Genomic DNA, 13376 nt, shown 5'->3' with positions numbered 1-13376 from the left:
CGCCCTTGGTCGATGCAGGCTCGATTTTGAGAGGATTCGTCATGGCCATCTCTCCGCCCAGCGATCTGGTGATGGATGTCGTGCGCGCCGCCGACCCGACCGAGGTGCAGGAAGCGCAGGCGCGGCTGAAGGCCAATCGTGCGGCTTTCAAGGCGACGAGCCTCGCGGAAAACGGCAACGGTTTCACCGCCGCCGTCAACATCCTCAATTCTTCCGACGGCTCGACCGGGCTCGGCGACATCAACAACCGCGTCGAGCAGAAGAAGATCCCTGAAACCTATCGAAAGTTCGAGGCCATGGTGCTGCAGAACTTCGTGAAGTCGATGTTGCCGACCGACAGCGAGAACGTGTTCGGTAAAGGGAACGCAGGCGATATCTGGAAGAGCATGATGGCCGAGCAGATCGGCGACGTCATCTCGAAGAGCGGCGGCATCGGCATCGCCGATCAGCTGGCGAGCGGCAGCGCGACCGATCGGGTCCAGGCCTCGCTCGATGGCAACAGCCGAAACCTCGCCGCAAGCCTCGTGCAGGAATATGAGCGCAAGACGCTGACCGGCTTTACGCCTGAAGACGACAAGAACAAGCAAGCTTAATTGGGAGTTGATTCATGGAAGCTGTGGCATCCAATGACGTCCGGATCCAGAACGTGCTCGGGCGACTGGAAATGATCCTCGACAACGAGAACAGCCGCATCGGTCTCGACCCGGAATTCGACATCAAGACGTCGAACGCACATAAGAGTCGTTGCCTCTACGAACTGACGATGTTGCATCGCGACATGCAGCCGGGGGAGACGTCGTCGACCTTCTCGTCGCATGCTCGTCATCTGCGCGACAAGCTGGCGATCAACTCGCAGAAGGTGGAAGCGCATCTCGAAGCGGTTCGCTCCGTCGTCGATCTCCTGAAGACGGCTGCACAGGATGCCGATGCGGACGGCATCTATTCCGAAGCGCAGTTCCGCTATAGCGATTTCTGATGCTCAAGCTCATTCTCACCGGGGTCTGGGTCTGCGCGGTCACGCTCGGATCAGTCTATTTTTCGATGCAAAGCGCTTCGGCGCCCGTCGTCACGGACGGCGAGGCCGCTCGTCGCGCGTCGGAGCAATATGTTCCCGGTGAGATGATCACCATTCCGGTGATCAAGGAAGGCTCGGTCCAGGGCTATTTCCTCACGAAGCTTTCCTTCTCTGCGACCAAGGAGGGGATCAACAATCTCCGTGCTCCGCTCCGGCAGATGGTCACCGACGTGCTTTACGATCTGCTCGTCGGCTCGAAATTCATCGATGTTGCCGATACCGGCACCTTCGATCTGCCAACCTTCAAGACCACGGTGAAGGATGGCCTGAACAAGAAGCTCGGCGAAGAGGTGATCACCGAGGTACTCGTCGAACAGCTCGAATACCTCACCAAGGACGACGTCAAGCGCGTTGCCAACAGCCAGAACGTGCCGCGGCAGAAGCCGGTTCCGATCGTCGACAAGAACGGCAATGTTGCCGGCGATAAGCTGCCGGAAGGCGCGATCAACGCAAGCAGCTCGCATTGATCTGAGAAACGCGAGCGCCTGCATTCGCTTTCCGACCTCGACCATCTCAATTTGACGCTGTGAGATTCCAGACTAAGGCCGTTCCAGGCATTTGCTGGAAACGCGCCTGCGAACATTATTGCCGTCAGTTCTTTTCGGGCGTGCGGTACTGTTCGTTGACGAGGCCAAACTCGGCCATCAACCGGCCGATCGCCACATAGAAATGGTAGAGCCCGGCGCTTGCCAGCCCGCTCTTGCTCCAGAGCTCGATGCCGCGTGGGATCGAAGCGCCGAGCAGCGCCAGCGATTTGCCGAAGGTTCGCATCCGCCCACCGAAACTTGGGTCGCGTCGATGTTCGAGCATCGTCGAGATCGCGCCATTGCGCAGGCTACGCGCCCGGATCCAGGATGCGCTCGTGCGGCGCGCCGGCACGGTTTCGGCGACCCAGGCATCCGCCGCCCAGGCGAAGCAGAAGCCCTGTTCTTTGCTGCGGCTGTAGAAATCCGCATCGCCGCCGCCGATAAAGTTGAATGCCGGGTCCAGGAACGGCCGCGGCATCCTGTCGAGCACCGGCCGGGTAACGAGAACGTTGCCGGAGGAATAGAGGATCGGCACCGGTCCGGTCGTGTCATAGTGGGGCGTGAAAACCGGGTGGCGCTTCCACTTCTGCCCGCCGTCGCCCTCGAAGACCGGGAGCTGCGGCCCGCCGACCATGTCGGCGCCCGTCGTTTCCTGTACCGTGATGAGGCAATCGAGCCACTCGGGTGCCGCGACCTCGTCGTCATCGATGATCGCGATCGCCTTGAGGTTCGGATAGGTTTCGAGCGCCATCGACCAGCCGGCATTGTACGCATGGCAGTTGCCACGCTGATGCGCGACGATGACGATCGATTCGGAGGGATGGCCCAGGAAAAAGTCCTTGGCGGCCTGAGCGCCGGCCAATCCTTCATCGTCGTTCTCCACGACGACCGTGGCGAAGGAGACATCAGGCCTCTGGGAAACAATGGTTTTCAGCGACTTGACGACGTGTTCGGGCCGGCGAAACGTCGGCAGCACGACGACGAGTTCGATGTCGCCGGCGTCCTCCAGCTCTGTCCGGAAGTAGACGGAAATGTCCTGGCCGGTCGACGTCATGGCGAAACCTGTGCAAGCAAAATTGATGTGCAATACAACAAATCTTCCTAAACAGATGCTGAACCCGGACGGCAGATTTTGAAAGGGGGCTTTAAGCGCTCTTTCACCCCATGCTGTTAAAGAAGTGCCCAGCTCCATTCATGACGTGTGGCAAAATGCATCTTGTCCTGGTTTCCTCGCTCGTTCCCGTCGCCAATCCGGCGTCCGGCTTCGACATCGCCAACCGGGCCGTGCTCGACGGCCTTCGTGCGCTCGGTCACCGGGTCAGCGTCATCGGTTTTCTCCAGCCCGGACAAACACCCGCGCTCGATTGCGAGATGAATCTCCTCGGCGAACTCGAGGTAACCAATGCCAAGGTCGGCACGCTTCAGAAGCTGCGCTGGCTCGCGACCGCCTTCCTCAACCGCACATCGGTTTCATCCGGCAAGATGCTTACGATATCGGCAAACCGGATCCAGTCGATCCTCGACAGCCTCGCCCCATTCGATGGGTTGGTGCTCAATTCGGTGCAATTGCCGGCCGCCTTCGCGCAGGTCTTCCGACCCTATCCGTCGGTCTATGTCGCCCACAATGTCGAGGCGGATTCCGCCTTCGAGAGTGCCGAGCGGGCAAAGGGCACCATCGAGCGCTCTCTTTTCCGGCGCGAAGCGCAATATCTCGAACACTACGAGCAGCACCTGGCGCACAATGCGGTTGCTGTCTGGACTTTTGCCGAGGCAGATCGTTTCGGTTTCGGCCGCGCTGTCAGTGAGCGTGCCTTCGTTCTGCCGCTGGTAACGGGTTGGGACGCGCCGGCGGCTCGGACCGGCGAACCTGATCAAGACCTCCAGCACGATCTCGGGCTGATCGGCACATGGAGCTGGCGACCGAACAGGCTGGGCCTCGACTGGTTCCTCGCCGAGGTCGTTCCGCATCTGCCAGAGGATATGACGATCGCGATCGCCGGTCAGATGGATGGCGTGCCGACGGTCTCCCATCCCGGTGTCCGCTTCGTAGGCAGGGTGCCGGACGCGCGCGCCTTCGTCACCGAAAGCGCGGTCGTCCCGCTCATCAGCCGTGGCGGCACCGGCGTGCAGCTGAAGAGCCTCGAGACCTTCGAACTCGGCATGCCCTGCGTCGCGACGCAGGCGTCGTTGCGTGGCATCGAGGCTATCCCCGACAATTGCTCCGCGGCCGATGATCCCGCGGAATTCGCGCGCCTCTTGGTCAACAAGGTTGCCAAGGTGCGGGCCGGCGATCGTCAGCGTCTTGACGGCTCGGTCTTCCACCGTGCCCAGAAAGTGCGGCTGATGCGGGTGATGCGCAATGTGCTGGCGGGCCTTGCGCCTGCGAGCGCTGCGGACGGGCCGTCGCTGCCGCCGGACTTGACGATTCATGAAGGGGGACGATCGTGACGAAAATCGTTGCCACAAAGAACGTTTCTCTATCGCGGCGTCTGATCCTCGGAATGCCGGTCGTCGATCTCGGCTGGACGAAGGCTTTCGCCTTTGCTGCAGAAGCGCTTTCGCGGCCAGGCGGACAAACGGTCCTTGCCTTCCTCAATGCCAACAATGCCAACCTGATGATGCGCGACGGAGAATACCGTGCGGCGCTGGCGCGCCAGGTTGTCTTTCCGGATGGGCACGGCGTCGATATCGCTTCCTATCTTTTTTACGGCCGCATGTTTCCTGCCAATCTGAATGGCACGGACTTCGTGCCGTCGCTGCTGACCTATATCGAAAGACCGCTGCGCATCGCCATGATCGGCGCCAGGCCGAAGGTGCTCGCGCGCGCCGCCGAGAATTTCCAGGCGCACGCACCGTGGCACGAGTTTCTGCCGGTTTCCGATGGTTTCTTCGACCGGGAACGGTCCCGGGAGATTCTCGCTGAAGTCCGTGCGTTGAAGGCCGATATCCTTTTGGTCGCGATGGGCAGTCCGGGCCAGGAGAAATGGGTCGATGCCCATGTCGGCCCCCAGGACGCCCGGCTGGTCATTTCCGTCGGCGCGCTCTTCGACTTCGTCGCGGAGGAGTTTCCGCGGGCGCCAAAATTCCTGCGCCGGCTGCGGCTGGAGTGGTTCTTCCGTCTGGCGATGGAACCGCGGCGCATGTGGCGCCGCTACGTTCTCGGAAACCCGCTTTTCCTGTGCCATGTCCTCTGGCACAAACTGTCTGGACGCTCGCGCGAAACGATCGCCGACACCAACCTTCGAACGGGGACATCGTGAACGGTCCGACCATGCGCACTGCGGTTGTCACAGCGTCCTATGCGAACGATTTCGAGCGTTGCCGGCTCATGTGCGAAAGCATGGACCGCAAGCTTCAGGGCGATTGGAAGCACTATCTGCTGGTCGCCGATTTTGACGTGACGCTCTTTCGGCAACTCGAAGGCGCGCGGCGGGTGGTCGTCAGCGAGGGCGATCTTTTGCCCTGGTGGCTGCATCCGGTTACGGATCCACTATCCGCCGGTCGCAGGAAGGTATGGCTCAGTCCCTTCGGTTTGCCGTTGCGTGGCTGGCATGCGCAGCAGCTTCGTCGCCTGGCGCTCGCGCGGCATATCGACGAGGCGGCGATGTTTGCGGTCGACTCCGACGTCGTGTTCCTGCGTGCCTTCGATCCCGCCAGCCTCTGGCAGGCGGACCGGCTGACGCTCTACCGCAAGGATGGCGCGATCGACGCGCATATGCGCTCCAACCATCTCGAATGGCTCGCCCATTCCGATCGCCTTCTCGGCATCGGCCCCTGTAACCTGCCGGCCAATGACTACATCAACACGCTGATCGCCTGGCGCACGGACACGTGCCGGAAGCTGCTCGACCACATCGAGGCGCAGCACGGCCGCAATTGGGTTCGGGCGATCACGCGGACCCGCGCCTTCTCCGAATGCACGATCTATGGCCGCTTCGTCGACGAGGTACTCGGCGGGGAGGGGCATGTGCCCTCCGATGCCGCGCTCTGTCACGTGCTCTGGTTCGAGGACAGCTACCGGCAGGACCTCTCCGGCCTCAGGGACTTCCTGAAGGATATGGAGCCGCACCAGATCGGCATCGGCGTTCAATCCTTCGTCGGGCACGACCTCGATGACATCCGCAGGGCGGTGGTCGAACTCGCCGCCTGAGGGTTCGACCGGCGTCAGATGACGCGTTCAGCCGGCTTCCGGAGCGCCGTGTAAGTCAGGACGAAGGAGAGGGCGTAGAGCGCGAAGAAGATCGCGTTGAGCGACGGCGCCCAGGCGGTAACATCTGTCGTTGTCCGCAGCAACAGCACCAGCAGAGCCACCTTGACCACGCCGGCGATCAGCAGGTTGAGCATGCGCCGCACCGTCCGGCCCGTCGCATAGAGCAGTTCGGAGTGATACTCGATCAGGTTGCGGAACGAGGGAACGAGAAGGATCATCGCGATGATCGGAGCAGCGGCCGATACGTTGCGGCCGAGGCCGTTCGGGAAGATCCAGAGATAGAGAGCCATGGCCGCCATGGCTGCAAGCGAAGCCAGCGCCACCAGGAGTTCGATCGACAACCTGATCCGCCAGCGCGCGATCGCCTCGGGCGTACGCATGATGCGCTGGACGAGCAGGGTGTTGAACGACCGCACCGGAAGCGCCGTCAGGTCCGCAAGCCGCATCAGGATGGCATAAAGGCCGGAAACCGCCGGACCGCCGATGGCAAGCACGGCGATCTTGTCGAATTCCGACTGAATGTAGAACAGCACCTCGGCACCGGCGACGGAGACGGAATCGGACCAGCGCCGGAAATAGAGCCTGGGCTTCCAGCGCAGCCGGACGCGAGGGTAGAACCACAAAAGCGCCACGACGAGGCCAAGCGCATTCGCAGCCAGGTAGAAATAGGACCAGGCCTCAAGCGTCTTCCAGGATAGGAGAGTAAAGAGCAAGGCAGCGCCGGTGCGGATCGCCGTACCGATCACCACGAGCAGCGCCCCGCGTCCGAAACGGCCAAGGCCATTCAGCACGATGACCGCGGTTTCCAGTCCGCGCCAGCAGATGATTTCCGCCAGCATGAACGCAGAAAAGGCGCTCGCCGTCATGTCCCGGGAAAAAAGGGCGAGGAAGATGATGGCGCAGATGATCGCGATCAGCGGCAGCGAGAGCACCGCACCCACCAGGAAGCCGGCGCTGTAGGTCCCGACCAGCAGGGGCTTTACGGTGGCGACCCGATAGAGCGGCGACATGAAGCCGAAGGCAAGCACGCGCGAGATCATGATGCCGGCTGCTGACGCTGTGGCAAAGAGACCAAAATCGGCGATGACAAGCGTGTTCGCGACGGCGATGAAGTAGACGAGCGACAGCACGAGCCGCCCGGCCGAGCCTCCGGTCATGGAGAGATAGGCGTGGATCAGCGCCTGGTGGCGGAGATAAAGCGCTTTGACGCGATGAGGCACGGCCGACGTTCCAACAGCGCGTCTCCCGGCACGGCCGTTGGAAGCGCTCTATCTCTTTGTTTATGCTGAGTTCCGAGCGCAAGGCGCGTGTCGCATTTGCTGGAACTGCTTTGCTGCCTTCCGTCATAGGCGGGAAAGCTTAATAAGGCGTGAGATTGACCCGTTTGCGTGCGTCGATCCACAGAAATTAACCATTTGTTTTCCATGTTTCCTTAGGTTGGCTTCACTATTCGGAATTCGCCGTCTCGGCAGCCGCGGGATCAGTCATGTTCAACATCGACGACGAGAAACGCCCGGTTCCGCGTGCATCGTTGCTCGATTTCGTAGCCGAGGACACGCGCGGTTCCGCGCGCGCGCAAAAGCCCCGTGTGGCCGGCGCTTCCGCGGCCAATTCTCCTCTGCTCAATCGCCTGTCCGCAGCCGAAGGCCCGACGGGCCAGTCCGGCGCTCGCGAGGCGACCCGTTCGGCGGCGCAACCGACAATAGGCAAGAATGCCTCGAAGGGAACGAGTGGAACGGCCAAGCATCGTCGCGCCCTGAGCGGCATGGGCGACAGGCTGGTACAATGGTTGACCGATAGCCGGGACGATGCCCAGGCGACAGCCGCGCCCGCCACTGACGCACCCGGTGACCGTCCTCTCGTCGACATCAAGACCGTCCTGCGCTCCGTCTGGCAACTGCGCAAGATCATTATTGCGACGACTGCGCTCGGTGCTGTGGGCGGCATACTGCTCGCACTTTCCACACCCAGCGTCTACGTCTCCGAAAGCAAGCTCTACATCGATCCGCGCGAGGTGCGGCTGACGGATTCCGATCTGTCAAAACAATCGCTGGCGACCGAAGGCATTCTCGCGCTCGTCGACAGCCAGCTTGAAGTGCTGCGCTCGCGCACCGTCATGGAGAAGGTTGCAACCGGCCTCGACCTCGAGAAGGATCCGGAATTCGCAGGAAAGGCCGGCGGCGACGCGTCCGCCCGTATGCTGAAGAAGCTGAGCGAGGCCATCCAGGTTTGGCGCGACCCGAAGACCTTCATCGTCACGGTCGAGGCGCAGACGCGCAACCCGGAGAAATCGGCGCTCATCACCAACCGGCTGGTCGAAACTTTTCTCGGTGAAGAAACCGCAGCGCAATCCGGCTTCTTCCAGAAAACAACGGTGGCGCTCGACGTCCGCATCAAGGAATTGAAGGCCGAGCTCGATGCGGCCGAGAAGGCGGTCGAGGACTATAAGGCGAGCTACGACATCGTCGGCGCCGGCGGCGAGCTGATCGCTGACAAGCAGCTCCTGAGCCTCAGCGACCAGGTGGCCGCCGCCCGCAACCGCATCGCCGAAGCAAAAGCGAAAGCGGAAGCCTCCGGCAAGGTGCAGCTGAACGACGTTTTGACCGGGGCCTATCCGGAGGAAATCAGCTCGCTGGCGCTGTCCGAACTGCGCAAGCAATTTGCCGCGACCAGGGCGCAATTGAGTGCGCTTGACGCGAGCCTCGGACCACGCCACCCGCAACGGATCGCCACCCAGCAGGCGCTGGAGGCCTCGCGCTCCGAAATCGGCAACGAACTGCGCCGCATTGCCGCCGCGGCCGGAACCGAGCTTGATCGCGCCCAGCGCACCGAGCAGGACCTGCTGCAGCAGCTTGCGGTGCAGAAGGCGCGGCAGATCGATTCTTCCGCCGAATTCGTCGAACTGCGTGAGCTGCAGCGGAAAGCCGCGGCCACCCGCGCAATTTACGAATCCTTCCTGAAGCGCGCCGGCGAAACGCGCGAAGAGGAAAAGCTGACGGCGAAGAACATCCGGGTGATCTCGAAGGCCGAGCCTGCGCTGCAGGCGAAGGGTCCTTCGCGCAAGATCATCGTGATTGCCGCCACCATGGCCGGCTTCTTCGCCGGCTTCGGCCTCGGCGTTTTGCTCGGCATCTACCGCAGCATGCGCGGTTTGTTTGCCGGCCCTGGTGCAGAGCCGCGGCGCGATCAGGATCCGGAGCCGCCAGAGCCGGAGGGCGATCCCGAACCTTCGCCGCGCAAGCAGCCGCAGGCCGATCCCACTCCTGCCAAGTCCGATCTACCGCCGCCGTTCAGCCCAGCGGCGCATCATGCTCAATCGCTGACAGCCGCCTACGCCGCTGCGCGTCGTGGCGAAGCTGAAGGGGCTATGGTCCGGCGCACGCCACCATACGCGGAAGCGGAGAACGATACCGAAATCGCCAAGGTCCAGGAAGATCTTCGAGCGCTGAGAACCCGCGTCGAACACTACTCCCTTCAAAAGCTGGCACGCGGTTAAGCCATCGCCGACGGGTGGGCTCTATTCCCCGACTGTGCGACGTTGCGATCGCTCTCTCATGATTTTGAGCGAAGCCGTCTCTCCTCTCACCCGTGAAAGGAAATGCCGCGCGGTGGAACGAAACATCCGCCAACCTCGCCGCCGCCTCTTGCATTTATGCGTTTGGAACAGCATAGGGCGCTTTGAGGCCATCGCCTTTTCCCGGGCGAACTAGAGTGTGCCGCGTGAACAGGAAGCCAGGAGGAACATGCCGTGACGACTGTGATTGATGGCAAGAAAGTCGCCGCTTCGGTCATCGAGACTGTGAAGGCCGCGACCAAGGCGCTCGAGACGGATGCCGGTGTTCGCGCAGGCCTTGCCGTCGTGATCGTCGGCGACGATCCGGCAAGCCACGCCTATGTTTCCTCGAAGAGCAAGATGGCCAAGGAGTGCGGCTTCCTGTCGATCCAGCACACCCTGTCGGAGGCAACCACGCAGGAAGAACTCGCCGCGCTGGTTGCGGAGCTCAATGCGGATCCCTCCATTCACGGCATCCTCGTGCAGCTGCCGTTGCCGAAGCACCTGAACTCCGAGCCGATCATCCAGTCGATCCTTCCGGAAAAGGACGTCGACGGCCTGCATATCGTCAATGCCGGCAAGCTCGCGACGGGCGATCTCGAAGGCGGTCTCGTCTCCTGCACGCCGGCCGGCGCCATGGTGTTCGTGCGCCAGACACACGGCGATGACCTCTCGGGGCTGAACGCTGTCGTCATCGGCCGTTCGAACCTCTTCGGCAAGCCGATGTCGGCGCTGTTGCTCGCCGCCAATGCGACCGTGACGACGGCGCATTCGCGCACCAAGGACCTGGCCGCCGTCTGCCGCAATGCGGATATCCTCGTTGCCGCCGTTGGCCGCCCAGAGATGGTGAAGGCTGACTGGGTCAAGCCCGGCGCGACGGTGATCGACGTTGGCATCAACCGCGTGCCGGCGCCGGAAAAGGGCGAGGGGAAATCCAAGCTGGTTGGCGACGTCGCCTTTGCCGAGGCCGCCGAGGTCGCAAGCGTGATTACCCCAGTGCCGGGCGGCGTCGGCCCGATGACCATCGCCATGTTGATGGCCAACACCGTGATTGCCGCTCACCGCAAAGCGGGCCGCAGGCCGCCGCGCTTCTAATTCCTGCTCACATCGAATGACGAGACGCGTCGCGATTGCGGCGCGTTTTCATTTTTGCGGAGCGGGCCCGGTCGAGGCGCGCACGATCAGTTCCGCGCGCCAGAGTTCCTGTTCCGGATAGTCGCCCCGTTTCAGGATGCCGCCGATCAGCCGTGTGGCAATCCGGGCTCCGGCCGCCCTGAGCGACGAGCGCGTCGTCGTCAGCGGAACGCTGAAATTCTCGGGCTTCAGCATCGGCAGCACGTCGTCATGGGCGATCAGCGAGATGTCCTCGCCGATTTTCAAGCCCGCCTGATTGATCGCCCGGACCGCGCCGAGCGCCAGCACCGTACTGGAGCAGAGCACCGCGGTCGGCGGCTGCGCATGCTGTAGGAAGCGCTGCATGCTGCGGTAGCCGTGCTCGTCGGTCATCAGCGAATGTTCGACCAGCGCCTCGTCGAGCGTGAGGCCGTGTTCGGTAAGCGCCCTGAGCATTCCCTTCTGGCGGCGGATGGAAAAAGTCAGATACTCCGGGCCATTGATCAGCGCGATCCGTTGATGCCCGAGTTGAATGAGAAGTCGCGCCGCATCGTAGAAGGCACTGGTGTTGTCGATGTCGAGGAAGGGGTAGTCGCGGCTTTCGCCGATCGAGCGCCCGTGGACGAGAAACGGGATCGACAGCGACTTCAGCATGGCGATGCGCGGGTCGTTGGCGCGCATATAGGCAAGGAACAGCGCATCGACATTGCCGCTGGCTGCCAGCCGCCGGAACGTCACTTCCTCGTCCTCCGGCGCACTCGGATTGAGCACGAAATGGAAGTCGTGCTTGACCGCTTCTTCCGCAAGCCCCGCCAGGAACTCGCCGAAGTGCACGTCGGAATCGATACCGGGCGCGATCGGCATGACCATGCCGATGGAGAAGGCTCTGCCGGTGGCCAGTCGCTGGGCGGCGCGGTTCGGCCTGTAGCCGGTCTCGCGCACGGCCTGCAGCACGCGCTGACGGGTCTCGGCATTCACTTCCGGATAGCCGTTCAATGCGCGGCTGACCGTCGTCTGGGACAGGCCGAGCAGTTCCGCAAGTTGCTTGAGATTGACCGCCATGGTCAGGATTCCTCCCAAAGCGCTTTGGATATCCGTATGATTTTTGGTGTTTGGTCCCAGCGCCTCGGGTTGGTGTAGCATCCGTTTTTCGAGCAACAAAGCGGAATTCAACCATTGCGCGGTGCAAAACGTTACCGCAAAGCACAAATTCGTCGCATTGAGGACAGGGATGGGAAATCTCTTGACTCCTCGCGTGTCGCAATGGTTTGTTAGCGAACTCAAAGCGCTTTGAATTTTCGCGCATCATCGTCTGCCCGGTGGGATCCGGGTTCATCTTTGGGAGGAGAAGAACGTGAAGAGATCATTGCTGTTGGGCGTGGCGGCGTTTGCCCTGTTGGCAGGTGCTGCCGGCGCCGCTGACCTCAAGTTCAAGCCGGGCGAGGATTCGAAGTTCAACTGGGCGAGCTTCGAGGAGTTCAAGAAGGGTCATGACCTCAAGGGCCAGACGCTGACGATCTTCGGCCCCTGGCGCGGTGAGGACGAGGCGCTGTTCAAGAGCGTCTATGCCTACTTCACCGAAGCGACGGGCGCCGAGATCAAATATTCGTCCTCGGAAAACTATGAGCAGCAGATCGTCATCGACACCCAGGCCGGCAGCCCGGCCGAAATCTCGGTCCTCCCGCAGCCGGGTCTGATCGGCGATCTCGCCTCCAAGGGTTACCTGACGCCGCTCGGCGACGACACCCAGAAGTGGCTGCTCGACAACTACGCCGCCGGCCAGTCCTGGGTCGATCTTTCGACCTACAAGGGCAAGGACGGCAATGCCGCGCTCTATGCATTTCCCTACAAGATCGACGTGAAGTCGCTCGTCTGGTACTCGCCCGAAAACTTCGAGGATGCCGGCTACGAAGTGCCGAAGACCATGGAAGAGCTGAAGGCGCTGACCGAGAAGATCGCCGCTGACGGCGGCAAGCCATGGTGCATCGGCCTCGGCTCGGGCGGCGCGACCGGTTGGCCGGCGACCGACTGGGTGGAAGACATGATGCTGCGCACCCAGCCGGCCGATGTCTACGACAAGTGGGTCAAGAACGAGATTCCCTTCACCGATCCGGCTGTCGTCGGTGCGATCGATGAGTTCGGCTGGTTTGCCAAGAACGACAAGTTCGTCGATGGCGGCGCTGCAGCCGTTGCCTCCACCGACTTCCGTGACAGCCCGAAGGGCCTCTTTGCCTCGCCGCCGAAGTGCTACCTGCACCACCAGGCGTCGTTCATTCCGTCCTTCTTCCCTGAGGGCACCAAGATCGGCGAGGACGCCGACTTCTTCTACATGCCGCCCTACGAGAGCAAGAAGGAGCTCGGCAATCCGGTGCTCGGCGCCGGTACGCTGGCGATGATCACCAAGGACACGCCGGCCGCGCGCGCCTTCATCGAATTCCTGAAGACGCCGATCGCCCATGAAGTCTGGATGGCGCAGACGAGCTTCCTCACGCCGTACAAGAGCGTCAACGTCGATACCTACGGCAATCCGCCGCTGAAGAAGCAGGGCGAGATCCTGCTCAACGCCACCACCTTCCGCTTCGACGGTTCCGACCTGATGCCCGGCAAGATCGGCGCGGGCGCGTTCTGGACCGGCATGGTCGATTTCGTCGGCGGCAAGTCGTCGGCAGATGTCGCCGATGGCGTGCAAAAGGCGTGGGACGCCATCAAGTAAGAACCGGATGACGGGCGGCGGCGATGCCGCCCGTTGCCGATCCGGGTTCGCTGCAGAGGCGGGCAGAGGAAAAGTGTATGCGGTTTTCCGTTCGCTTCCCGCCTTCGTCTATGAGAAGCAGCGCACCCCAATGAGAACGGCGACAATCGCCAGCCCTGCACGCGACCGTGCACCGAGGGGGAGGG

At 62.2% G+C, this 13376-nt stretch carries 12 protein-coding genes; 9 read left to right on the top strand and 3 right to left on the bottom strand.

The features are described 5' to 3' along the window. Positions 1–41: 41 nt before the first annotated feature. Genes ASE60_RS13555 through ASE60_RS13545 form a run of 3 tightly spaced genes read left to right on the top strand, consistent with a single transcriptional unit; the run spans position 42 to position 1542 of the window. Positions 42–593: a rod-binding protein gene (locus ASE60_RS13555; RefSeq protein ID WP_057251047.1), complete on the top strand. Its 552-nt coding sequence runs from the start codon at positions 42–44 to the stop codon at positions 591–593. A 14-nt stretch (positions 594–607) separates the two neighbouring features. Further along, entirely contained in the window at positions 608–976 is a 369-nt protein-coding gene (locus tag ASE60_RS13550) for a hypothetical protein (RefSeq protein ID WP_057251045.1), read from the top strand. Then, positions 976–1542, top strand: a complete 567-nt coding sequence (locus tag ASE60_RS13545; protein WP_057251044.1) for a hypothetical protein — start codon at positions 976–978, stop codon at positions 1540–1542. Before ASE60_RS13550 ends, ASE60_RS13545 begins: the two co-directional genes overlap by 1 nt. Positions 1543–1666: 124 nt before the next feature. Here ASE60_RS13545 and ASE60_RS13540 read toward each other — a convergent pair whose 3' ends face one another. Further along, on the bottom strand, positions 1667–2656 hold the full coding sequence (locus ASE60_RS13540; protein WP_057251114.1) for a glycosyltransferase: 990 nt from the start codon (positions 2654–2656) through the stop codon (positions 1667–1669). A gap of 155 nt (positions 2657–2811) precedes the next feature. Here ASE60_RS13540 and ASE60_RS13535 point away from each other — a divergent pair, with 155 nt between their 5' ends. The 3 genes from ASE60_RS13535 to ASE60_RS13525 are packed head-to-tail and all read left to right on the top strand — an operon-like array spanning position 2812 to position 5752. Beyond that, positions 2812–4050 carry a glycosyltransferase family 4 protein gene (locus ASE60_RS13535; RefSeq protein ID WP_057251042.1) on the top strand — a complete coding sequence of 413 codons (1239 nt, stop codon included), beginning with the start codon at positions 2812–2814 and terminating at the stop codon, positions 4048–4050. Beyond that, entirely contained in the window at positions 4047–4862 is an 816-nt protein-coding gene (locus tag ASE60_RS13530; RefSeq protein ID WP_244495602.1) for a WecB/TagA/CpsF family glycosyltransferase, read from the top strand. Before ASE60_RS13535 ends, ASE60_RS13530 begins: the two co-directional genes overlap by 4 nt. Beyond that, complete coding sequence (locus ASE60_RS13525; protein ID WP_306341281.1) at positions 4859–5752, top strand: DUF6492 family protein; 894 nt, start codon at positions 4859–4861, stop codon at positions 5750–5752. The genes ASE60_RS13530 and ASE60_RS13525 overlap by 4 nt, the downstream gene beginning before the upstream one ends. A 14-nt stretch (positions 5753–5766) precedes the next feature. Here the strand turns inward: ASE60_RS13525 and ASE60_RS13520 are convergent, their stop codons facing one another. After that, on the bottom strand, positions 5767–7032 hold the full coding sequence (locus tag ASE60_RS13520) for a transporter (RefSeq protein WP_057251040.1): 1266 nt from the start codon (positions 7030–7032) through the stop codon (positions 5767–5769). A gap of 266 nt (positions 7033–7298) precedes the next feature. Between ASE60_RS13520 and ASE60_RS13515 the strand changes: the two genes are divergently transcribed. Continuing rightward, the gene (locus ASE60_RS13515; protein WP_057251038.1) at positions 7299–9308 is read left to right on the top strand and encodes a GumC family protein; all 2010 of its coding nucleotides are present in this window, start codon (positions 7299–7301) and stop codon (positions 9306–9308) included. Between the two features lie 252 nt (positions 9309–9560). Further along, positions 9561–10460, top strand: a complete 900-nt coding sequence (gene folD / locus ASE60_RS13510; RefSeq protein WP_057251036.1) for a bifunctional methylenetetrahydrofolate dehydrogenase/methenyltetrahydrofolate cyclohydrolase FolD — start codon at positions 9561–9563, stop codon at positions 10458–10460. A 48-nt stretch (positions 10461–10508) separates the two neighbouring features. On the opposite strand, the gene ASE60_RS13505 is transcribed toward folD, so the two are convergent. Then, positions 10509–11540 carry a substrate-binding domain-containing protein gene (locus ASE60_RS13505; RefSeq protein ID WP_057251034.1) on the bottom strand — a complete coding sequence of 344 codons (1032 nt, stop codon included), beginning with the start codon at positions 11538–11540 and terminating at the stop codon, positions 10509–10511. Positions 11541–11832: 292 nt separating this feature from the next. Here ASE60_RS13505 and ASE60_RS13500 point away from each other — a divergent pair, with 292 nt between their 5' ends. After that, the gene (locus tag ASE60_RS13500; protein ID WP_057251032.1) at positions 11833–13191 is read left to right on the top strand and encodes an ABC transporter substrate-binding protein; all 1359 of its coding nucleotides are present in this window, start codon (positions 11833–11835) and stop codon (positions 13189–13191) included. Positions 13192–13376: the final 185 nt, after the last annotated feature.

The sequence above is a fragment of the Ensifer sp. Root278 genome, assembly GCF_001429285.1.
Classification (GTDB): Bacteria; Pseudomonadota; Alphaproteobacteria; order Rhizobiales; family Rhizobiaceae; genus Ensifer.
This window is presented reverse-complemented; position numbering and strand designations above follow the sequence as displayed.